Annotated in this window: 19 protein-coding genes; 5 read left to right on the top strand and 14 right to left on the bottom strand. The window is 71.2% G+C overall.

What is annotated here, in order from left to right:
* Positions 1 to 114: 114 nt before the first annotated feature.
* The gene (locus tag EV382_RS04100; RefSeq protein WP_130400307.1) at positions 115 to 591 is read right to left on the bottom strand and encodes a winged helix-turn-helix transcriptional regulator; all 477 of its coding nucleotides are present in this window, start codon (positions 589 to 591) and stop codon (positions 115 to 117) included.
* 55 nt (positions 592 to 646) lie between these two features.
* Here EV382_RS04100 and EV382_RS04095 point away from each other — a divergent pair, with 55 nt between their 5' ends.
* Positions 647 to 1,153, top strand: coding sequence for a PaaI family thioesterase (locus tag EV382_RS04095; RefSeq protein ID WP_130400306.1), 507 nt, complete (start codon positions 647 to 649; stop codon positions 1,151 to 1,153).
* Positions 1,154 to 1,331: 178 nt separating this feature from the next.
* On the opposite strand, the gene EV382_RS04090 is transcribed toward EV382_RS04095, so the two are convergent.
* From EV382_RS04090 to EV382_RS04080, 3 genes are all read right to left on the bottom strand, one after another.
* On the bottom strand, positions 1,332 to 2,273 hold the full coding sequence (locus EV382_RS04090; protein ID WP_208758304.1) for an acyl-ACP desaturase: 942 nt from the start codon (positions 2,271 to 2,273) through the stop codon (positions 1,332 to 1,334).
* A 71-nt stretch (positions 2,274 to 2,344) separates the two neighbouring features.
* Entirely contained in the window at positions 2,345 to 3,673 is a 1,329-nt protein-coding gene (hisS, locus tag EV382_RS04085) for a histidine--tRNA ligase (RefSeq protein ID WP_130400305.1), read from the bottom strand.
* Between the two features lie 72 nt (positions 3,674 to 3,745).
* A complete protein-coding gene (locus EV382_RS04080) occupies positions 3,746 to 4,456 on the bottom strand; it encodes an MBL fold metallo-hydrolase (protein WP_130400304.1) in 711 nt (236 codons plus the stop codon).
* Between the two features lie 270 nt (positions 4,457 to 4,726).
* Between EV382_RS04080 and EV382_RS04075 the strand changes: the two genes are divergently transcribed.
* Complete coding sequence (locus tag EV382_RS04075; RefSeq protein WP_130400303.1) at positions 4,727 to 5,611, top strand: peptidylprolyl isomerase; 885 nt, start codon at positions 4,727 to 4,729, stop codon at positions 5,609 to 5,611.
* Between the two features lie 59 nt (positions 5,612 to 5,670).
* The gene (locus EV382_RS04070) at positions 5,671 to 6,510 is read left to right on the top strand and encodes a peptidylprolyl isomerase (RefSeq protein WP_130400302.1); all 840 of its coding nucleotides are present in this window, start codon (positions 5,671 to 5,673) and stop codon (positions 6,508 to 6,510) included.
* Between the two features lie 69 nt (positions 6,511 to 6,579).
* Here EV382_RS04070 and EV382_RS04065 read toward each other — a convergent pair whose 3' ends face one another.
* The 8 genes from EV382_RS04065 to ruvC all read right to left on the bottom strand — a co-directional run bounded on the left by EV382_RS04065 (position 6,580) and on the right by ruvC (position 16,043).
* Entirely contained in the window at positions 6,580 to 9,096 is a 2,517-nt protein-coding gene (locus tag EV382_RS04065) for a RelA/SpoT family protein (RefSeq protein WP_130400301.1), read from the bottom strand.
* Between the two features lie 196 nt (positions 9,097 to 9,292).
* Positions 9,293 to 9,859: an adenine phosphoribosyltransferase gene (locus EV382_RS04060; protein ID WP_130400300.1), complete on the bottom strand. Its 567-nt coding sequence runs from the start codon at positions 9,857 to 9,859 to the stop codon at positions 9,293 to 9,295.
* A gap of 78 nt (positions 9,860 to 9,937) precedes the next feature.
* A complete protein-coding gene (secF, locus tag EV382_RS04055; protein WP_130400299.1) occupies positions 9,938 to 11,122 on the bottom strand; it encodes a protein translocase subunit SecF in 1,185 nt (394 codons plus the stop codon).
* 1 nt (position 11,123) lies between these two features.
* Positions 11,124 to 13,034 carry a protein translocase subunit SecD gene (gene secD / locus EV382_RS04050; RefSeq protein WP_208758303.1) on the bottom strand — a complete coding sequence of 637 codons (1,911 nt, stop codon included), beginning with the start codon at positions 13,032 to 13,034 and terminating at the stop codon, positions 11,124 to 11,126.
* Between the two features lie 277 nt (positions 13,035 to 13,311).
* Complete coding sequence (yajC, locus tag EV382_RS04045) at positions 13,312 to 13,668, bottom strand: preprotein translocase subunit YajC (RefSeq protein WP_130400298.1); 357 nt, start codon at positions 13,666 to 13,668, stop codon at positions 13,312 to 13,314.
* Positions 13,669 to 13,790: 122 nt separating this feature from the next.
* Positions 13,791 to 14,858 carry a Holliday junction branch migration DNA helicase RuvB gene (gene ruvB, locus EV382_RS04040; RefSeq protein ID WP_130400297.1) on the bottom strand — a complete coding sequence of 356 codons (1,068 nt, stop codon included), beginning with the start codon at positions 14,856 to 14,858 and terminating at the stop codon, positions 13,791 to 13,793.
* 58 nt (positions 14,859 to 14,916) lie between these two features.
* Complete coding sequence (gene ruvA / locus EV382_RS04035) at positions 14,917 to 15,519, bottom strand: Holliday junction branch migration protein RuvA (RefSeq protein WP_130400296.1); 603 nt, start codon at positions 15,517 to 15,519, stop codon at positions 14,917 to 14,919.
* A complete protein-coding gene (ruvC, locus tag EV382_RS04030; protein ID WP_053657691.1) occupies positions 15,516 to 16,043 on the bottom strand; it encodes a crossover junction endodeoxyribonuclease RuvC in 528 nt (175 codons plus the stop codon). The genes ruvA and ruvC overlap by 4 nt, the downstream gene beginning before the upstream one ends.
* 272 nt (positions 16,044 to 16,315) lie before the next feature.
* Between ruvC and EV382_RS04025 the strand changes: the two genes are divergently transcribed.
* Both EV382_RS04025 and EV382_RS04020 read left to right on the top strand, forming a co-directional pair.
* Positions 16,316 to 17,098 carry a 3-hydroxybutyrate dehydrogenase gene (locus EV382_RS04025; RefSeq protein WP_130400295.1) on the top strand — a complete coding sequence of 261 codons (783 nt, stop codon included), beginning with the start codon at positions 16,316 to 16,318 and terminating at the stop codon, positions 17,096 to 17,098.
* A 14-nt stretch (positions 17,099 to 17,112) separates the two neighbouring features.
* A complete protein-coding gene (locus EV382_RS04020) occupies positions 17,113 to 19,032 on the top strand; it encodes a helix-turn-helix domain-containing protein (RefSeq protein ID WP_130400294.1) in 1,920 nt (639 codons plus the stop codon).
* A 52-nt stretch (positions 19,033 to 19,084) separates the two neighbouring features.
* Here the strand turns inward: EV382_RS04020 and EV382_RS04015 are convergent, their stop codons facing one another.
* Both EV382_RS04015 and EV382_RS04010 read right to left on the bottom strand, forming a co-directional pair.
* Complete coding sequence (locus EV382_RS04015) at positions 19,085 to 19,693, bottom strand: TetR/AcrR family transcriptional regulator (protein ID WP_130400293.1); 609 nt, start codon at positions 19,691 to 19,693, stop codon at positions 19,085 to 19,087.
* Positions 19,694 to 19,704: 11 nt separating this feature from the next.
* A complete protein-coding gene (locus EV382_RS04010; protein WP_130400292.1) occupies positions 19,705 to 21,273 on the bottom strand; it encodes an MFS transporter in 1,569 nt (522 codons plus the stop codon).
* Positions 21,274 to 21,487: the final 214 nt, after the last annotated feature.

The following is a 21,487-nucleotide window of genomic DNA, read 5'->3' as shown; positions in this document are numbered from 1 at the left end:
CACCCGATCGACGCCCGATCCACTCTCGGCGCGCACGATCATCGATGCCTTTGGTGTTGCCTGGCGCGCCGCCGACGGCGGTGCGGCCGGACGGGCGCTGCGGCGGGTGGGGAATCAGGGGGTACGCCGACGGGCGCCGGGCCCCGGACTGGGCACCACGTCGCGTGACCGACTGACGTCATGCCCGTCGGCGCAGCGCAGTTCAGCGCGCACCTCGGCACCGCAGTCGCGGTGCCGGACACTGAGCGGCGGGCCCTCCGCGTCGGCGAGATACCGGTCGCCCCAGCCGAGGACGGCGACCAGCACCGGCCACAGATCCAGACCCTTCTCCGTCAGCCGGTACTCGTGGCGCAGCCGACTGCCGGGCTCCCGGTACGGCTCACGGCTCAACAGGCCCTGCTCCACCAGGCTGGCGAGCCGGTTGGTCAGGACCTGGCGCGGAATGCCGGTGCGCACCCGCATGTCGTCGAAGCGGCGTACGCCGGTGAACACCTCGCGGAGGACCACCAGCGTCCACCGCTCACCGAGGATCTCCATCGCCCGGGCGATGGTGCAGTTCTCCACTGACCAGTCCAGAGCCGCGGGTCGCATGCGACCAGGCTAGATCTCGTTGACAGACTCAGCAACCTGCTGCCAGGCTGCGTCCATGACGCAGACGCAGGAACCAGCGCGCAGCCGTACCTTCACCTGGGCGGACCCGTCCGTCAACGCCGCCCAGGTCGGTCAACGCACCGGCCTCGACATGCTCCGGGCGATGATCGCCGGTGACCTGGCCGCGCCGCCGGTGATGCACCTTCTCGACATGGCTCGGATGGAAGCCGACGAGGGTCGCGTCGTCGTCGAACTGACCCCGCAGGAGTTCCACTACAACCCGCTCGGCAGCGTCCACGGTGGCGTCCTCTCGACCCTGCTGGACACCGCCGCCGCCTGCGCCGTACACACCACCCTGCCCGCCGGCGTCGGCTACACCTCGCTGGACCTCAACGTGAAGTTCCTCCGCCCGGTCACCGTCGACAGTGGCGCCCTGCGCTGCGAGGGCACGGTGCTGCAACGCGGTCGCCGCACGGCTCTGGCGGAGGCCCGCATCACCGACGCCGCCGGCCGCCTGATCGCCCACGCCACCAGCACCTGCCTCCTCCTCCCCCTCCCCTAACCCAACCCCAAACCCCACCCCCGGCCCCCGGCCCCCGGGCCCCCGCCCAAGCCGGGTTGATCAAGAGGTTTGCGTCAGAAAACCGGCTTCCGGTGACCGAAACCTCTTGATCAACACGAGCAGAGGGGGCGGGGAGGGGGGGTGGGTGGGGGTGGGGGTGGGTGGGTGGGGGTGGGGGTTAGCGGGGGGCTAGGCGGGCGGCTCGCGCGTCGCGCTTTTCCTCGAAGCGGCTGGCGGCGCGGTCGAGGGTCTCCATCTGGGCGGCCAGCTGCTCGCGGGCGGCTTCGCCGTCGGCGTCGAGGCCGGTCACGTTGAAGACGTCCCACTGACGCAGGACCGGCTGCAACACCTCGTCGCGGTGCTGACGCAGGTCGTAGATGCCGGCCAGGGCGATCGCCACCGACTTACGGGCGAAGCCCTCGATGCCGTTGCCCGGCATCTGGAAGTCGGCCACCACGTCGGCGACGGCCCGCATGGCCTGGCTCGGCGCCAACTCGAACGCCGCGGCGAGCAGATTGCGGTAGAAGACCATGTGCAGGTTCTCGTCGGCAGCCACCCGGGCCAGCAGCGCCTCGCAGGCCGGGTCGCCGGTGGCCTTGCCGGTGTTGCGGTGCGAGATCCGGGTGGCCAGCTCCTGGAACGAGACGTACGCCAGCGAGTGCAGCACCTCGTCGCCGTGGGCGTTGGTGTACCCCTCCGACATGTGCGTCATCCGGGCCCGCTCCAGCGCCACCGGGTCGACCGCCCGGGTGACGGTCAGGTAGTCGCGGATCGCCACCCCGTGCCGGCCCTCCTCGGCCGTCCAGCGGTGCACCCAGGTGCCCCACGCGCCGTCGCGGCCGAACAGGGTGGCGATCTCGTGGTGGTACGAGGGCAGGTTGTCCTCGGTCAGCAGGTTCACGATCAGCGCGGTGCGGGCCACGTCCGGGATGGTGGAGTCGGTCGCTGACCACGCCTCGCCGCCGAGCGGCCCGTCGAAGGTCCGCCCCTCGCTCCACGGCACGTACTCGTGCGGGAACCACTCCTTGGCGAGCGAGAGATGGCGGTCCAGGTTGCGCGCGACCACCGGCTCCAACTCGACGAGCAGCGCGGTCTGACTCAATGTGGTGCTGACGGTCACGAGAAACTCCCTACGGTGGCGTAACTTACGCTACCGTAGGTCCCCGCGGCCGTTAGCGCCAGTGGGGCCGCTCAACCAACCGCCGGCTTGAGGTCCGCCAGGGGTGGCATCCACTCCTGGGCACCCGCCGTGACCTGCTCACCGGAGCGGATGTCCTTCACCTCGTCCGGCGCCCCCTCGGCACCCGGGAACCAGACGTACGGGATGCCGCGCCGCTCCGCGTAACGGATCTGCTTGCCGAACTTCGCCGCGCTCGGCGACACCTCGGTCGGCACCCCGCGCCGCCGCAGCGCCTCGGCCACCCGGTTGCTGGCCGTACGCTGCTCCTCGCTGGTCACCGCGACGAGCACGGCGGTCGGCACCTCCCGGGACACCGACAGCTCCCCCGCGCCGAAGAGCAGCCCGAGCAGGCGGGTCACCCCGATCGAGATCCCCACCCCCGGGTACGAGACGGCGCCGGCGCTGGCCAGGTTGTCGTACCGGCCGCCGGAGCAGATCGAGCCGAAGCGCTCGTAGCCGCGCAGCTGGGTCTCGTAGACGGTGCCGGTGTAGTAATCCAGACCACGGGCGATGCGCAGGTCCGCCACACAGAGGCCGGGCGAGTGCTCGGCGGCGGTCTCCACCACCCGGGCCAACTCCTCGATGCCCTCGTCGAGCAGCGGGTCGCTCACCCCGAGGGCCCGGACGGCGTCGGCGAACGAGGCGTCCGGGGCGGAGATCTCGGCCAGCGCCAGGCACGCCTTGGCCTGCGCCTCGCTCGCCCCGGCGGTCTGGGCCAGCAGCTCGGTCACCTTCGCCGGCCCGATCTTGTCGAGCTTGTCCACGGCACGCAGCGTCGCCTCCGGGTCGGTCAGCCCGATGCCCCGGTAGAAGCCCTCACAGATCTTGCGGTTGTTCACCTGGATGGTCACCGGCGGGATCGGCAACGAGCGCAGCGCGTCCCCGATCACCAGCGGCATCTCCGCCTCGTGGTGTGACGCCAGGGTGTCCCGGTCGACGATGTCGATGTCGGCCTGGACGAACTCCCGGTAGCGGCCCTCCTGCGGCCGCTCACCCCGCCACACCTTCTGGATCTGGTAGCGGCGGAACGGGAAGCTCAGCTTGCCGGCGTTCTCCAGCACGTACCGGGCGAACGGCACGGTCAGGTCGAAGTGCAGGCCGAGCTGATCGTCCGAACCGGCACCCTCGGCGTCGGCGTGCAACCGCCGGATCACGTAGACCTCCTTCGAGGTCTCGCCCTTGCGCAGCAGCTGGTCCAGCGGCTCCACGGCCCGGGTCTCCAGCGGTGCGAAGCCGTACAGCTCGAAGGTCGCCCGGATCTTGTCGAGCACGAACTGCTCGATCATCCGCTGACCGGGGGTCCACTCCGGGAAACCGGAGATGGGCGTGGGCTTGCTCATCGGCGTACTCCTTGCGGTTCCGCGCCCGCGGCGCGGTGGTGTCGTGGGTCCGCGCGCGGCGCGGACGAAGATCTAGAGGCCCCGGGTGGGAGCGGCCGGCGACGTGCCGGCCACCTCGATGAGGTACGGGTTACTGGCGCGCTCGTGGCCGATGGTGGTGCTCGGGCCGTGGCCGGGCAGCACGACGGTGTCGTCGGCCAGCGGAAGAATCTTGTCGCGCAGGCTGGTGAGCATGGCCGGCATGCTCCCGCCCGGCAGGTCGGTGCGGCCGATCGACCCGGCGAAGAGGACGTCCCCGGAGAGGCACAACTCGTCGGCCTCCCACCTCGACCCCGTGCCGGGCAGTCGGAACAGCACCGACCCGCCGGTATGGCCCGGGGCGTGGTCGACGGCGATCTCCAGGCCGGCGAGCGTGAGGGTGGCGCCGTCGGTCAGCTCCGCCACGTCCTCCGGCTCGGTGTAGCTGAGCCGGCCGCCGAAGAGCGACGTCAGGTCGGCCGAGAGGCCCTTGGACGGGTCGGCCACCATCTCCCGGTCGCCGGGGTGCACGTACGCGGTGATGCCGCGCGCACCGCAGACCGGCGCCACCGAGAAGGTGTGGTCGAGGTGGCCGTGGGTGAGCAGCACGGCGGCCGGATGCAGGCGGTGCTCGGCGAGCAGCGCGTCGAGCTGGTCGAGCACCCCGATGCCGGGGTCGACCACCACGCACTGCTCCCCCGGCGCGGTGGCAACCACGTAGCAGTTGGTGCCGAAGGCGTCCGCGGGAAAGCCGGCCACGAGCACGGGCGCTGTCCTTTCCGTCGAGCAGCTGTCGTCCTGCCCAGCAGCCTATCGGGCCGGCCGAGCGAGTTCGCCGCGTCCCGTCCCAGGCGTCCCGTGGGGCACAGTGACAACCTCCGATAAGCGCTGCTCGGGACGGGGTGGACCTCGTACACCACATTCCCAGTCACTAGCCGTACACTCTGGCGGGCGTGTGGCGCGGCACACGTGACGCTCGGACGGCCGGAGCGACCGGCCGCCGACGACGACCAGGCAGAGGAAAGGGGAGCACGGGTGGCTTCCAGCAGGGACCGGCAGCGCAAACTGGCGCGGGCCAAGCTCGACCGGCAGATGGCTCGCCGGGCCGCCGCTACGCGGCGCCGACGGCAGATCCAGGCCGGCGTCGGCGCGGCTCTGATCCTCGTGCTGGTCGTGGCCGGCTCGGCCTGGGCGCTCGGAGCGTTCGACTCCGACCCGGAGCAGAACACGGCCGCGCAGGACACCTGCCTCTGGACTCCGCAGGACGCCACGGCCAACACCAACCTCAAGGACGTGGGCACGCCGGCCACCAAGGACCTGCCCACCGACGGCACCCGGGCCATGACGGTGACCACGAACCAGGGCGGGCCGATCACCGCGGAGCTGAACCTGACCAACTCCCCGTGCGCGGCGGCGAGCATCGCCCACCTGGCCAGCCGGTCGTTCTACGACAACACCAAGTGCCACGAGATCACCGCCGAGGGCGCGCTGCACTGCGGCGACCCCAGCGGCACCGGTCTCGGTGGGCCGACCTACTCGTTCTACGACGAGGAACTGCCGACCGTGCCGTCGGCGTCACCGTCGGCCACCCCGGCCCCCGGCCAGCCGCCGACGTACCCGAAGGGCACGGTGGCGATGGTCTCCAACCCGCCGGGCAGCAACGGCAGCCAGTTCCTGATCTTCTTCAAGGACTTCACCACCGCCGACCCGAAGTACCCGGTCATCGGCCGGGTGACCGGCGGGCTGGACGTGGTGGAGAAGATCGGTGCCCTCCCGACCGTGGACAATGGGACCGGGGCGAAGGTCAAGCCCAGCACCGATGTGACGATCCAGAGCCTCACGGTCGGTGAGCCGGTCACCGGTGCGGCACCGGCGCCGTCGGCCTCTGGCACCCCGGCCAGCAGCCCGAGCGCCGGCTGACCGGGCGCCACCACCCACTCAAGCGGCACTCAGCAGCAGACAGCCAGGAGGATCCAGGCGTGACGTCCACCAGAGAGCGGCAGCGCGCGGCGGCCCGCGCCCGGCTCGAGAAGGAGATGGCCGAGCGCGCGGCCAAGGCCCGCAAGCGCCGCCAGACGACGGCGATCGTCAGCGCGGCCGCCGCGCTGGTGCTCGTGGTCGCCGGCACCGTCTGGCTGGCGGTGAGCCTCGGCGGCGACGACGACAAGAGCGACACCGCCGCGCCGGCGGCCGGCATGGCGGAGTGCGCGTACAACGCGCTGCCCACCGAGCAGCGGCCCCCGCAGATCAAGGACGTGGGGGTGCCGGGCAGTCAGCAGTCCTCCACGGGCGTGCAGACCATGACGATCGACACGAACCTCGGCCCGATCACCGCCAAGGTCGACCGGTCGCTGGTGCCGTGCACGGCGGGCAGCTTCACCTACCTCGCGGAGAAGAACTTCTTCGACAACACCAAGTGCCACCGGCTGGTGACCGAGGGCATCAAGGTGTTGCAGTGCGGTGACCCCAGCGCCACCGGCAACGGCTGGCGGGACACCGACGGCCAGGGCGGCCCGAGCTACCGCATGGCCGAGGAGAACCTGCCCACCGACAAGCGCCCGCCGTACCCGGAGGGTGTCATCGCGATGGCCAAGTCCCAGGACCCGGGGAGCACCGGCAGCCAGTTCTTCATCGTGTTCGGCGACTCCCCGCTGGACCCGGCGTACACCGTGCTGGGCACCATCACCGGCGGCATGGATCTCGTCCAGGACGTGGCGAAGGCCGGCGACGACGGGGCGTTCGCCCAGCAGGCCGGCGGCGGCCACCCGAAGAAGGAGGTCATCATCAAGGACCTCACGATGAGCCCGCCGCAGAGCTGACACCCGCGCAGACGACCAAGCGCCCGCCGGCTGAGCCGGCGGGCGCTGTCGTGTTCGGGGTACGGGTGGTCAGGCCCCGGAGGTGACCCGGTAGGCGTCGAAGACGCCGTCGACCTTGCGGACCGTGGCCAGCAGGTGGCCCAGGTGCTTCGGGTCGGCCATCTCGAAGCTGAACCGGCTCACCGCCACCCGGTCGCGGGTGGTGGTGACGGTGGCGGAGAGGATGTTGACCCGTTCGTCCGAGAGCACCCGGGTGACGTCGGCCAGCAGCTTGTGCCGGTCCAACGCCTCCACCTGGATGGCGACCAGGAACGTCGAGGCGGAGGTGAGCTTCCAACTCACCTCGACCACCCGCTCGCTCTGCGCGCGCAGGTCCTCGGCGTTGGCGCAGTCGTCGCGGTGCACGCTCACCCCGCCGGAGCGGGTGACGAAACCGAACACCGAGTCCGGTGGGACCGGGGTGCAGCAGCGGGCCAGCTTGATCCAGACGTCGCTGACGCCCCGGACCACCACGCCCGGGTCGCTGCTGCTCTGCCGGCTGCGCGGCGGCCGGGTGGCGACGGCGGTCTCGGCGATGTCCTCCGCCGCGCCCTCCTCGCCGCCGTACGCGGCCATCAGCTTCTGCACCACCGACTGCGCGGAGACCTGGCTGTCGCCGACCGCCGCGTAGAGCGAGGCCACGTCGGCCAGGTGCAGGTCCCGGGCGATCGACATCAAGGCGTCGGAGGTGAGCATCCGCTGCAACGGCATGCCCTGCTTGCGCATCGCCTTGACGATCGCGTCCTTGCCGGCCTCGATCGCCTCCTCGCGGCGCTCCTTGTTGAAGTACTGCCGGATCTTCGTACGGGCGCGCGGGCTCTTGACGAAGCCCAGCCAGTCCTGTGTGGGGCCGGCCGTCTCGGACTTCGACGTGAAGATCTCGATCACGTCGCCGTTGGAGAGCGTCGACTCGAGGGGCACCAGCTTGCCGTTGACCCGCGCCCCGATGCACTTGTGCCCCACCTCGGTGTGCACCGCGTACGCGAAATCCACCGGCGTCGACCCGGTCGGCAGCGGGATGACGTCACCCTTCGGGGTGAAGACGTACACCTCCTGGCTGGACAGGTCGAAGCGCAGCGCGTCGAGGAACTCGCTCGGGTCGGCCGCCTCACGCTGCCAGTCGAGCAGCTGCCGCAGCCAGGTCATCTCGTCGATGTGTGCCGGCGGGCCGACGATCTGGGTGCCCTTGTGCTCCTTGTACTTCCAGTGCGCGGCGATGCCGAACTCGGCGGTGCGGTGCATCGCGTACGTGCGGATCTGCATCTCCACCGGCTTGCCGGTGGGCCCGATGACAGTCGTGTGCAACGACTGGTACATGTTGAACTTGGGCATGGCGATGTAGTCCTTGAACCGGCCCGGCACCGGCTGCCAGTTGGCGTGGATCACGCCCAGCGCCGCGTAGCAGTCGCGAACCGTGTCGACCAGGATGCGCACGCCGACCAGGTCGTAGATGTCGTTGAAGTCGCGACCCCGCACGATCATCTTCTGGTAGATCGAGTAGAGGTGCTTCGGCCGCCCGGTGGTCTCCGCCTTGATCTTGGCGGCCTTCAGGTCGGTCTGCACCTTCTGCGTCACCTGCCGCAGCAGCGCCTCGCGCTGCGGCTGGTGCTCCCCGATCAGCCGGTTGATCTCCTCGTAGCGCTTCGGGAACAGCGTGCCGAAGGACAGGTCCTCCAGCTCCCACTTGATCGTGTTCATACCGAGCCGGTGCGCCAGCGGCGCCAGGATCTCCAGCGTCTCCTTGGCCTTCTGCTCCTGCTTGGGGCGGGGCAGGAATGTCAGGGTGCGCATGTTGTGCAGCCGGTCGGCCAGCTTGATCACCAGCACCCGCGGGTCCTTGGCCATGGCGACGACCATCTTGCGGATCGTCTCGGCCTTGGCCGCGTCACCGAGCTTGACCTTGTCGAGCTTGGTGACGCCGTCGACCAGCAGGGCGACCTCGCCACCGAAGTCGGCCCGCATCTGGTCGAGGGTGTACTCCGTGTCCTCGATGGTGTCGTGCAGCAGCGCGGCGACCAGGGTGGTGGTGTCCATGCCCAGGTTGCCGAGGATCGTCGCCACGGCGAGGGGGTGGGTGATGTAGGGGTCACCGGACTTGCGGTACTGCCCGGAGTGCCACCGCGCGGCCGTGTCGAAGGCGCGCTGGAGCAGCCGGGCGTCCGCCTTGGGATGGTTGTCCCGGTGGCTCGCGATGAGCGGCTCCAGCACCTCGCTGACCTGGGAGGTCTGCCAGGGCGCGTTGAACCGGGCCAGCCGGGCCCGGACCCGTCGGCCCGTGGGCGCGTTGGAGAACCCGAAGCCACCGCTGGGCGACGGGTCGAGGCCGGCATCGGTCGGGAACGGCACCACGACACCGTCGGCGCCGGGTGACGCCTCGGCGCTCGACGGGCCACTGGTCGGACGCACCGTGCTCGCGTCGGAAACCCTGCCGGAGCCGTTGCCCGTCACCCGGGACGGCGCGTCGCCTGTCCGGTCTGTCACCGAGCCGTCAGCGTCGCCTGTGGGGTGCACCGTGCCCTCCGCCGGAGGGACGACATCGTGGGACACCGGCCTCCTCACCGCTCGCCGGAAACACGCCGGCCGAAGATCGGCCGACCTGGTCTCGCCCGCCGGACGGGTTACCGCCGGCGTCAGCAAAGGGCAATGCTACCCGCACAGACGGTCCAGTGCCGCTCCGCCGGACGGTCGGCGCGGGTCCATCCGACGGGTCCGGGATCAAACGGTCAGTAGAGGATCGACGGGCTCAAACGGTCAGCAGGGCGTGGACGGGACGCGGCGCCAGTCGCTCACGCCCACCCAGGAAACCGAGCTCCAGCAGCACGGTGAAGCCGGAGACGGTGCCACCGGCCCGCTCGACCAGGTCCAGCGTCGCCTCGGCGGTGCCGCCGGTGGCCAGCACGTCGTCGACCACCAACACCCGGTGCCCGGCGGTGAAGGCGTCCTCGTGCACTTCGAGGGTGGCCTCGCCGTACTCCAGCGCGTAGGAGACCGAGTGCGCCGGTCGGGGCAGCTTGCCGGCCTTGCGCACCGGCACCACGCCCACCCCGGTCGCGTACGCGATGGCCGCCGCGACGACGAACCCGCGCGCCTCGATGCCGACCACCACGTCGAAGGTGTCCCGTCCGTGGTACGCGACGATCCCGTCGATCACCTCACGGAAGACCTTGCCGTCGGCGAACAGCGGCATCAGGTCCTTGAACAGGACGCCGGGCTTGGGAAAGTCGGGCACGTCCAGCACGCGACTGGCAACCAGTCGGGCGGCCTCCGGACCACTGTCCCCGCGCGCTGCGGCGCTGTGGGTCTCCGTCACGGCTGTTTCGCTCTCCTTCGACGACGAACGGCGTCCGGCAACAGCATGCCGGACGCCGTTCAGGTGTGCTCTGGTGGGTCAGCGCCGCTTGGCGCCACCCGGCCGGTTGCCGCCGCCACCCGGGCGACCGCCCCGGGCGCCGGTCGGCCGCTTGCCCGCCGGCCGAGCGCCCACCTTGGGGGCGGCGCCCGCCAGCGCGGCGGCGTCCGGGTCGACCGGCTCGTCGGTCGCGTCGGCCCGGGCTGCCGGACTCGCGGCACCCTTACCGGTGACCTCGCCGCGGCTGACCGCGCCCCGCCGGGTCAGGACGCGCTTGTTGTGCGCCTGGATCCGCGGGTCGTAGTTCTTCAGCAGCGCCAGCAGCGGGGTGGCCACCAGGATGGAGGTCAGGAACGCCACCGCCATACCGACGAACAGCACCAGACCGAGGTCCTTCAGCGTGCCGGCGCCGAGCAGGCCGGCACCGATGAAGAGCAGACCGCCGACCGGCAGCAGGGCGACCACGGAGGTGTTCAGCGACCGCATCAGGCTCTGGTTGATGGCCAGGTTGGCCGCCTCACCGTACGTCTGGTTGTTGTTGGCGGTGATGCCCCGGGTGTTCTCCTGGACCTTGTCGAAGACCACCACCACGTCGTAGAGCGCGAAGCCCAGGATGGTGAGGAAACCGATGATCGTCGACGGGGTGACCTCGAAGCCGACCAGCGAGTAGATGCCGGCGGTGAGGATCAGGTTCGTGATCAGCGAGACGACCGCGGCGACCGCCATCCGCCACTCGAAGCGCAGGATCAGGTAGACCATCACCAGTGCGATGAAGATGACCAGACCGAGCACGGCCCGCTCGGTGACCTGACTGCCCCACGCCTCACTGACCTGGTTGCTGCTGATGTCGTTGACGTTGATGCCGAGGTCCTCGGCGATCTGGGCCGTGACCGCGGTGGCCTGTTCGGCGTCGAGCTGCGACGTACGCAGCTCGTAGGCGTCGCCGACCTTCTGCGTGGTGGCCACCTCGACGCCGGTGTTCTGCGCGGCGAGGGCCGAGTTGACCTCCCGCTCGGCGTCGTCCAGCGTGCCGACGCTGGCCGGCACCTGGAACGAGTTGCCGCCGGCGAACTCGATGCCCAGGCTGAACCCGCGGATCGAGAAGCTGAGGATCGCAATCAGGATCAGGAGCCCGGCGACGCCGAACCAGACCTTGCGCCGACCGACGATGTTGAGACCGGCCTCGCCGTTGTAGAGGCGGCTCGCCAGACCGTTTTCAGCCATCTCAGGCCTCCTTGGCGCGCGGGTTGCGGGGCTGAGTCGGCTGGTTGCGGGCCGGAAGTGCCCGGCCCAGACCGCTGACCCGCGGGGACAGGAACGCCCGGGTCCGGGCGAACATCGTCATGATCGGGTGCCGGAAGAGGAACACGACCACCAGGTCCAGCACGGTGGCCAGACCGAGGGCGAACGCGAAGCCCTTGACCGTGCCGACCGAGACCACGTAGAGCACCACCGCGGAGAGAAGGGTGATCGCGTTGGCCGAGATGATCGTGCGGCGGGCCCGGATCCAGGCGCGGGGCACCGCGCTGCGCGGGCTGCGCCCCTCCCGGATCTCGTCCTTCAACCGTTCGAAGTAGATGACGAACGAGTCCGCCGCCACACCGAGCGAGACGATCATGCCGGCGATGCCGGCGAGGGTGAGCGTGAAGCCGATCTGCCGGCCGAGCACCACCAGCGCGCCGAAGACCAGCAACGCGGAGAGGATCAGGCTCAGGAAGATCACCGAGCCGAGCAGCCGGTAGTAGAAGAACGCGTAGATGATGACCAGCAGCATGCCGATACCGGCCGCGAGCAGACCGGCGCGCAGGTGGCTGGCACCGAGCGTGGCGGTGACGTTCTGCGCCTCCTGCTGCTCGAAGGTCACCGGCAGCGCGCCGTAGCGGAGCTGACCGGCGAGCGTGCTGGCGTCCTTCTGGTTGAAGTTGCCGGTGATCTGGGAGTTGCCGGTCAGCACGCCCTGGATCTCCGGGGAGGAGACGATCTTGTTGTCCAGCACGACGGCGACCCGGCACTTGCCGTCCTGGCCCAGCGCGGTGGCGTCGCAGGCCTGGCCCTCGTTGTTGAACGCCTCACGGGTCAGGGAGGTCCACTTGCCCTGGCCGTCGCCGGTGAAGTCCAGGCTGACCACCCAGGCGTTGGTCTGGTCGAGCACCGCGTCGGCGTCGGACACGTCGGTGCCCAGCACCTTGGCCTGGTCGAGCAGGTACTTCGTAGCGCCGTCCTCGCAGGAGACCACCTGCTGCTTCGGGTCGGAGATCGACGCCGGGGGGCGCTGGTCGAGCTGCGCGCAGCCGATCGTCGGCACGTTGAACTGCATCTGCGCCGGCAGCACCGCGACCTCCTGCGGAGACAGCGTGCCGAACGGCTTGAGCTTGTCGGCCAGCGACGGGTCAGCGCTCAGGTCGGCCGGGGCCTGCAGCCCGTTGGCGGCCTGCCACGCGGCGGCGCCGACCTTCTGCTCGACGGCCTTGCGCTGCTCCTCAACACTGGCCGGCACCGGCTCGGAGCTGGCGCTCGGCGAAGCCGTGGCGGACGCGGAGGGGGTCGGCGTCGGCGTGGCGCTGGGCGACGCCGGGGCCATGCCGCCCTGACCACCGCTGGGCGACGAGGTCACCTTCGGCGAGGCGCTGCCCGTCGGGGTCGGGGTCGCGGCGCCGGACGGGGTCGGGCTGCCGGACGGGGCGACGCTCCCGGACGGGGTCGGCGTGGCGGCGGGCGGAGCCTCGGCCACACCGCTGCCGGAGGCCGCCTTGAGCACCTTACGGAAGCGCAGCTCAGCCGCTTCGCCCACGTCGTCGAGGTTGCGGTTCTCACCGGGCAGGGAGATGACGATGTTGCGGTTGCCCTCGGTGACCACCTCGGCCTCGGCCACGCCGAACGCGTTGACCCGGCTCTCGATGATCTCGCGGGCCTCCTCGAGGTTCTCCGCCGTCGGAGGCTTGCCGTCGACGCTGTTGGTCGCCTCCAGTGTCACCCGCGTGCCGCCGATGAGGTCCAGGCCGAGCTTGGGCTCGAGCCGGTCCTTCCAACTGCCGCTGGCGCCGGCGAAGAACACCAAAAGATAGAGGACCACGAAGATGAACCCGAGCACGGCGAGCTGCCGCCCGGGGCGCATCTGTCCCTGAGGTGGTGCCACGGCTGTCCTGTCTCCCTGTACGGTCGCGCCGCTGTCGCAGCGGCGGCGGTGTCGGGCCGGGGGTCCCGCCCGACGGGTCTGCCTTGAGTCGACGAGATGCCGACACGAGGACCGGGCACCCCGGCGCGGAACGCCGACGATCGCGGGAACGTGCCGACGCCCGGCGTCGACCCAACTATCCAGTTTTCACGTCTCGTCCGCTGCCCCGTGGGGGCGCCACGACCCGGAAGCCGATCGACCGGCCGTACGCCGAAATCGCCGCTCCCGGGAGGAGGGGTCAGTCCTTGACGGTGTCCGCGTCCTCGGTGACCGGCTCGGCCGGCAGCTCCGCACGGGTGACGACCCGCGCGATGGCCGGGCGGGCGTAGCGGGTCTGCACGCCCGGTGCGACCTCGATCAGGACGGTGTCGTCCTCGATGCCGGTGACCGTGCCGTAGAGCCCGCCGATGGTCACGACCTCGTCGCCAGGGCCGAGGTTGGACTGCATCGCCTCCGCCTCACGGCGGCGCTTCTGCTGGGGCCGGATCATCATGAAATACATGACACCGAAGAGCAGGGCGATCATCAGGATCGGCGTGAAACTGCCGGCCCCGCCGCCCGCTGCTGCGTAATGCACGGTTACTGACCTTCCCATTGGCCACCTGCCCGGCACCGTGGGTGCCGGAGCGGAGGCGGATTCTCACGTCCTGTACAGACCGCGGCGAAGTCTAAACCCTGCACCTGGGAACGCCGAATGCGGCACAGATCACGTTCACATCACGGCTGATCGACATCCAAGGAGAACAGATCGGGCACAGGTGGACTATCCGCACCAAATGTACCATTCGGCGGTGTGCGTCCCAGATGCCGCCAGGCCGCCTCGGTCGCCACCCGACCCCGGGGCGTACGTGCCAACAGCCCAGCTCGCACCAGGAACGGCTCGCAGACCTCCTCGACCGTGTCCGGCTGCTCCCCCACCGCGACGGCGAGAGTGGACAGCCCGACCGGCCCGCCCCGGAACGAGTCGACCAACGCGGTCAGCACCGCCCGGTCCAGCCGGTCCAGGCCCAGCGGGTCCACGTCGTACACGATCAGGGCGGCACGGGCGGTATCGAGATCGACCACCCCGTCACCACGCACCTCGGCGTAGTCGCGGACTCGGCGCAACAGCCGGTTGGCGATCCGCGGGGTGCCCCGGGACCGACCGGCGATCTCGGTCGCGCCCTCGGGGGTGATCGGCACCCCCAGGATCCGCGCCGAGCGGTGCAACAATGTCTCCAGATCCGCCGGGGCGTAGAAGTCGAGGTGCGCGACGAAGCCGAACCGGTCCCGCATCGGCCCGGTCAACAACCCCGAACGGGTCGTCGCGCCGACCAGGGTGAACGGCTCGACGTCCAGCGGAATCGCCGTCGCCCCCGGACCCTTGCCCACCACCACGTCGACCCGGAAGTCCTCCATCGCGCTGTACAGCAGCTCTTCCGCCGGTCGCGCGATCCGATGAATCTCGTCGATGAAGAGCACGTCACCCTCGGCGAGACTGGTCAGGATCGCCGCCAGGTCACCGGAACGCTCGATCGCCGGGCCACTGGTCACCCGGATGCCCGCGCCCAGCTCGGCGGCGACGATGTTGGCCAGGCTCGTCTTCCCCAACCCGGGTGGGCCGGAGAGCAGGATGTGGTCCGGCGGCGCCCCCCGCCGCATGGCGCCCTGCAACAACAGGTCGAGCTGGTCGCGGACCCGGTCCTGGGCGATGAACTCGGCCAGCCGCCTCGGCCGGACGGTGGCCTCCGCGTCCCGCTCGGCGTCGCTGACGTACGCCGAGACGAGCCCTTCGGTCTCGCTCACCGGGCCACCCCCTTACCCGGCACGACCGTGCGTCGGCGCGGCGCCCACCTGCCCGCGCTCATCGGGTGCGACCGAGCAGCCGGATGGCCTGCTTGAGCAGGACCGGCACCGGCGGGGTCTCGCCCTCGATCGACTCCGCCACCGCGGCCACCGCCTGATCGGCCTGACCGGCCGTCCAGCCCAGCCCGACCAGCGCCTGCCGGACCTGGTCGGGCCAGCTGCCGCGGGTCACCCCGGCGGCACCGTCGGCCCCGACCGGCACCGGGCCGACCCGGTCGCGCAGCTCCAACACCAGGCGTTCGGCACCCTTCTTGCCGATCCCGGGCACCCGGGTCAGGGCGGCCGTGTCGGCGTTGGCGATCGCCTTGCGGACCGCGTCCGGGGTGTGCACCGCCAGCACCGCCTGGGCCAGTCGCGGGCCGACCCCGCTGGCGGTCTGGAGCAGCTCGAACAGCGACTTGGCGTCGTCGTCGGCGAAGCCGTAGAGGGTCAGCGAGTCTTCCCGCACGATCAGACTGGTGGCGAGCCGGGCGACCTGGCCGACCCGCAGCTCCGCGAGGGTCCCCGGGGCGCAGTGCACGGCGAGCCCGACACCGCCGACCTCGATCACGGCCTGGTCCGGACCCGTCGCGGTCACCGTGCCGCGCACGCTGGCGATCATCGTGCTCCTCCTCGTCGTGCCCGGTCGGCCGCGGCGGCCAGCTTGGAGCGGGTCCCGCCGCGCCACACATGGCAGATGGCCAGGGCCAGCGCGTCGGCGGCGTCGGCCGGCTTCGGCGGCTCGGCCAGCCGCAACAACCGGGTGACCATCGCCGTCATCTGCGCCTTGTCGGCCTGACCGGACCCGGTCACGGCCGCCTTCACCTCGCTCGGGGTGTACGTCTGCACCGGCAGCCCGGCCCGCGCTCCGGCCAGCACGGCGATGCCACTGGCCTGCGCGGTGCCCATCACGGTGCGGACGTTGTGCTGGCTGAACACCCGCTCGACCGCGACGCTCTCCGGTTGGTGCTCGGCGACCAGCTTGGTCAGCGACCGGTCCAGGTGCAGCAGGCGCAGCGCCAGGTCGTCGGCCGGGTCGGTGTAGACCACGTAGTAGGCGACCAGCGTGCAGGGCCGCCCGGGCACGCCCTCGACCACACCAACCCCGCACCGGGTCAGCCCCGGGTCAACCCCGAGAACCCGCACGCCGCCCCCCTCCACCACCGCCAGCAGTACGTGTGTTCGACACCCTACTGCCCCGTCCCCAAGCCCAGGGAAGAGACACGCCCACCCTTGTCGATCATGGAGTTGTGGTGGGTCACGAAGGCCGCGAAGGCTCACCGATCGGGCACCACAACTCCATGATCGACGAGAGCGGCCGGGGACGTGCCGCGCGTGGGGGGCCACACAGAACTGGTGTGGGATATGTGGTGGTGGCCCATGTGCCTTGGGGCATGCAGCTCGTAACTTCTTGCGCCATGACGGCAGAACCCGTGGTGGTCCCCCACGTCGTACAGGTCGACCTCGCCGGTCGGACCGCCCTGGTCACCGGGGGCGGCGGCGGCATCGGGCGGGCCTGTGCCCTGCGGCTGGGCGCGGCCGGCGCCACGGTGCTCGTGGTGGACCGCAACCTGGAGGCCGCCGAGGCGGTCGCCGCCGAGGTCGGTGGCCGGGCCGAGGGCGTCGACCTGTCCGACGCCGCGGCGGTGGACTCACTCGACCTGGACGTGGACATCGTGGTGAACAACGCCGGGCTCCAGCACGTCGCGCCGTTGCCGGACTTCCCCGTCGAACGCTTCGAGTACATCCAGCGGGTGATGGTGGAGGCGCCGTTCCGGCTGATCCGCCGGGCGCTGCCACACATGTACGCCCAGGGCTGGGGGCGGATCATCAACATCTCCTCGGTGCACGGGTTGCGTGCCTCGCCGTACAAGGCGGCGTACGTCTCGGCGAAGCACGCGCTGGAGGGGCTGTCGAAGGTGGTCGCGCTGGAGGGTGCCTCGCACGGGGTCACCGCGAACTGCATCAACCCGGCGTACGTGCGGACCGCCCTGGTGGAGAGCCAGATCGCCGACCAGGCGGCCAGCCACGGCATCGACGAGGTCGAGGTGATCGAGAAGATCATGCTGGCCCGGGCCGCGATCAAACGGTTGATCGAGCCGGAGGAGGTCGCCGAGCTGCTGGCGTACCTCTGCTCGCCGCCGGCGGCGTTCATCACCGGCGCGTCGATCGCCCTCGACGGGGGCTGGACGGCCAACTAGTGGGGCTGCGCACAATGTCGACCATGTCATCGCCGGTGGAGTTCCTGGAGCTGCTCGCCCGAGAGGCCGCGCCGGTCGAGTTCGAGGGGCCGCTGGTGGCCGCGCGGGCCGCCGGGCTGCCGCCGGACCGGCTGGCCGAGCTGGAGCAGGCCAAGTCGGTGGCGTTGCGGGTCCGCGCGCTGCTGGAGCGTCGCCGCCGCCGGGAGAGCGAGCTGTCCGGCCTGTACGACACCGTCAGCGACCTGGCCGGTCTGCGCGACCTGGACGACGTGTTGCGGGCGATCGTGCACCGGGCCCGCCACCTGCTCGGCGCGGACGTGGCGTACATGACGCTCAACGACGACGAACGCGGCGACACCTACATGCGGGTGACCGACGGGTCGGTCTCGGCCCGTTTCCAGCGGCTGCGCCTGCCGATGGGGGCCGGCCTCGGTGGCCTGGTGGCCCAGTCCGGCGCCCCGTACGTCACCGCGAACTACGGCGAGGACGCGCGCTTCCACCACACCGGTGAGATCGACGCCGGCGTGGGCGAGGAGGGTCTGGTGGCCATCCTCGGGGTGCCGCTGCGGCTCGGTTCCACCTCGATCGGGGTGCTCTACGCGGCCAACCGTTCGGCCCGGCCGTTCGTCCGGGAGGAGGTGGCGCTGCTGGTGTCGCTGGCCGCGCACGCGGCGGTGGCGATCGACACCGCCCGGCTGCTGACCGAGACCCGCTCGGCGTTGGCCGAGTTGTCGGCGGCGAACACCACCATCCGGGCGCACAGCAGCTCGGTGGAGCGGGCCGCGGCGGCACACGACCGGATGACCGCGCTGGTGCTGCGCGGCGGCGGGGTGGAGGACGTGGCTGCCGCGGTGACCGAGGTGCTGGGCGGCGCGCTGCTGGCGTTGGACGCCGAGGGCCGCCTGCTGGCCCGGGTGGGTGAGATCGAGGAGCCGGACCGCGCGGACATCGTGGAGGCGGTGGCCGCGTCCCGGACCGAGGGGCGCAGCGTACGCCGGGGTCCCCTCTGGTACGCGGCGGTGGTGGCCGGCGCGGAGAACCTGGGCGCCCTGGTGCTGCGCCCGGACGACGAGTTGGTCGACGCCGACCAGCGCATCCTGGAGCGGGCCGCGTTGGTGACCGCGCTGCTGCTGCTGTTCCGCCGGACGGTGGCGGAGGCGGAGGGCCGGGTGCGGGGCGAGTTGTTGGACGACCTGATCGCCCGCCCGTTGCGCGACACCGACGCGTTGCGCAGCCGGGCCCGGCGGCTGGGCGTGGACCTGGACGCGCCGCACGTGCTGGTGGCGGTGGGCGACGACGCGATCGCCGCGACCGGCTCGGCGCGGCAGCGGGTGCTCTCCTGGGCCACCACGTACGCCTCGGCGCGCGGCGGACTGGCCGCCGCGCGCGACGGTCGGGTGGTGCTGATGCTGCCGGGGCTGGACGCGGGCGGCAGTGCCCGCGCGGTGGCCCGGGACCTGTCCCGGGTGACCGGCCGACCGGTGACCGCCGGGGCGAGTGGCCCGTCGAACACGCCGGCGGCGCTGGCCGGGACGTTCCAGGAGGCGGACCGGTGCCTGACGGCGCTGGGCGCGCTGGGCAGGGCCGGGCAGGGCGCGAGCACGGTGGAGTTGGGCTTCGTCGGGCTGTTGCTGGGCACGGTCGGTGACCGGGGCGAGAAGGACGTGACCGAGTTTCTCAGCGCCACCGTCGGGCCGGTGCTCGACTACGACGCCCGGCGCGGCACGGCCCTGGTGAAGACGCTGGAGGCGTACTTCGGGGTGGGTGGCAGCCTGGCCCGGGCCGCCGAGCAACTGCACGTGCACGTCAACACGGTGACCCAGCGGTTGGAGCGGGTCGGGCAGTTGCTCGGCGTCGACTGGCAGCGGCCCGAGCGGGCGCTGGAGGTGCAGCTCGCGCTGCGCCTGCACCGGCTGCGCACGCCGGCCGGCTGACGCCGGAACACCAGCGTCAGCGGGCCCGGAGCCGTTGACCGGGCACCTGCCGTCAGCGGGCCCGGATGCCCTCCAGCACGGCGTCGACGACCTGTTCGGGCAGGGTCTGCTCGTTCAGGTCCGGGTTCCACTGGAGCACCCGCTGGATCAGCATCGGCCCGGTGAGCAGCGCCATCGTCACTTCGACGTCGATGTCGGCGCGGAGCGTCCCCTCGTCGATGCCGCGCCGCAGCACCTCGCGCATCAGCTGCCGCCGGGGCGCGATGATGTTCTGGTAGAGCTGGAACTGGTCGTCGCTGCGGTTCACCGCGGGCACCAGACAGGGCATGATCTTCGCCGCGCGCGGGTCGACGTTCTTGCCGATCGCGCCGACCAGCAGCACCAGGTCGTCGCGGACGGAGTGGCCGGCCGGCTTGGCCAGGACACCCTTGAGTCGCCGCAACGCGTCCAGCAGCAGCGCGTCCTTGCCGGCCCAGCGGCGGTAGATGGTGGCCTTGCCGACCCCGGCGCGAGCGGCGATCGCCTCGATCGAGAGCGCTTCGACGGTGCTGCCCTCGGCGAGCAGGTCGAGGGTCGCCTCAATGATCGCCTCGTCGGCGCGGATGCTCCGCGGTCGCCCGGGCGACCGCGGAGCATCGGCAGTGGACGTCATGTCCGACATTCTTCCCGCACCTACGCCGTGCCGGCCAACTCGGGCTCGGCGACCGGCGCCACCGGGGCGACGCTCGTCTCCTCCTTGCCCGGCATCCAGCGCAGCACCACGATGATGCCGAGCGCGGCGATCACCGCGGAGAGCCCGGCCGCCCAGTGCATGGCGGTGACGAAGGCGTCGTTGGCGGCCGAGATCAGCCCCGGTGCCGCCGGGCCAAGCTGGCCCGCCGCGGCGTACGCCCCGGAGATCGACTCGTTCGCGGCGTCGCGGGCCTGGCCGGGCAGGCCGGTCAGTGCGTCACTGATGTCGCTGCGGTAGACCGCGGAGAGCACCGAGCCGAGGACGGCCACACCGAGCGCGCCGGCCACCTGGCGGATGGTGTTGCTGACCGCGGAGCCCACGCCGGCCTTCTCCCGGGGCAGCGCCGACATGATCGACTCGGTGGCCGGCGGCATGATGTTGGCCATTCCGGCGCCCTGGATGAGGAAGACGAGCAGCACGATCCAGATCGGGGTGGACGCGCCGATGAAGACGAAGGCGCCGAGGGACACCACGGTCAGCGCCAACCCGACGGCGGCGACGGCCCGACCGCCGTAGCGGCGGACCATCGCGGCGCTGCGCGGCGCGAAGACCAGCTGGGCGCCGGCGAAGGGCAGGAAGAGCAGACCGGTCTGCAAGGGGCTGTAGTCGCGCACCAGTTGCAGGTAGAACGAGCCGAAGAACATCGAGCCCATCGCGGCGAAGAACACCAGGCCGACGATGGCGACCGGCGCGGCGAAGCGGGGCACCTTGAACAGGCGCACGTCCAGCGACGGGTGGTCGCTGCGCCGCTCGTGCTGCACGAACCAGGCCAGCACCGCGACGCCGACCAGGATCGAGCCCCAGGCCACCGGGCGGCCGAAGCCGTGCTCGCCGCCGTCGATGATGCCGTAGGAGAGGGCGACCAGGCCGATCACCGAGAGCAGGACGCCGAGCACGTCGACCCGGCCCGGCCGGGGGTCACGCGACTCGGGGACCAGCAGCGCCACCAGCACCACGCCGACGACGATCACCGGCACGTTGATCAGGAAGACCGAGCCCCACCAGAAGTGCTCCAGCAGCGCACCGCCGAGGATCGGGCCGATCGCCACGGCGAGACCGACCGCGCCGGCCCAGACGCCGATGGCCCGACCACGCTCGCGCGGGTCGAAGACGTTGGAGATGATCGACAGCGTCACCGGCATGATGGCCGCGCCGCCGACCCCCATCAGGGCGCGGGCCGCGATGAGCTGTCCGGGGCTCTGGGCGTACGCGGAGAGCAGCGACGCCAGGCCGAACAGCACCAGACCGATCATCAGGAAGCGCTTGCGGCCGGCGCGGTCGCCGAGCACCCCGAAGGTGAACAGCAGCCCGGCGAAGACGAGGGTGTAGGAGTTGATGGACCACTCCAGCTCGCCCTGGCTGGCGCCGAGGCCGTGCACCGGGTCGGCCAGGGTGCGCAGGGCGACGTTGAGGATCGTGTTGTCGAGGACGACCACGAGGAGGCTGATCACCAGCACCCCCAGGATCGCCCACCGCCTCGGGTGTCCCGTGTTGTTGTGCAGTTCCATGCCTGGCTTTCCCCCCACGCTGATCACCCGCGACGAAATACGATACGGGTCAGACTCGTAACGCGAATCAGCCTACGACGCGTATTAACGATACGGCACCGATCCGTATCGTATGTGGTGGGCGTCACCCGCAGGCGCGACCGGTGCGCGGCGTCTGCAACCCGCCCCACGCCTCGACGCACTCCAGCCGGCACCCCACCCCAGAGGGGAGGGA

The sequence above is a fragment of the Micromonospora violae genome, from assembly GCF_004217135.1.
Lineage (GTDB): Bacteria > Actinomycetota > Actinomycetes > Mycobacteriales > Micromonosporaceae > Micromonospora > Micromonospora violae.
The sequence above is the reverse complement of the archived record's forward strand: the minus strand, read 5'-3'. Positions and strand labels throughout refer to the sequence as shown.

Excerpts from the sequence above, each read along its gene's own strand:
- EV382_RS04020 (WP_130400294.1), top strand. The coding sequence starts at position 17,113 with ATGTCGACCATGTCATCGCCGGTGGAGTTCCTGGAGCTGCTCGCCCGA.
- hisS (WP_130400305.1), bottom strand. The coding sequence starts at position 3,673 with ATGAGCAAGCCCACGCCCATCTCCGGTTTCCCGGAGTGGACCCCCGGT.
- EV382_RS04100 (WP_130400307.1), bottom strand. The coding sequence starts at position 591 with ATGCGACCCGCGGCTCTGGACTGGTCAGTGGAGAACTGCACCATCGCC.
- EV382_RS04015 (WP_130400293.1), bottom strand. The coding sequence starts at position 19,693 with ATGTCGGACATGACGTCCACTGCCGATGCTCCGCGGTCGCCCGGGCGA.
- EV382_RS04095 (WP_130400306.1), top strand. The coding sequence starts at position 647 with ATGACGCAGACGCAGGAACCAGCGCGCAGCCGTACCTTCACCTGGGCG.
- secF (WP_130400299.1), bottom strand. The coding sequence starts at position 11,122 with ATGGCTGAAAACGGTCTGGCGAGCCGCCTCTACAACGGCGAGGCCGGT.
- EV382_RS04025 (WP_130400295.1), top strand. The coding sequence starts at position 16,316 with ATGACGGCAGAACCCGTGGTGGTCCCCCACGTCGTACAGGTCGACCTC.
- EV382_RS04010 (WP_130400292.1), bottom strand. The coding sequence starts at position 21,273 with ATGGAACTGCACAACAACACGGGACACCCGAGGCGGTGGGCGATCCTG.
- ruvA (WP_130400296.1), bottom strand. The coding sequence starts at position 15,519 with ATGATCGCCAGCGTGCGCGGCACGGTGACCGCGACGGGTCCGGACCAG.
- yajC (WP_130400298.1), bottom strand. The coding sequence starts at position 13,668 with ATGGGAAGGTCAGTAACCGTGCATTACGCAGCAGCGGGCGGCGGGGCC.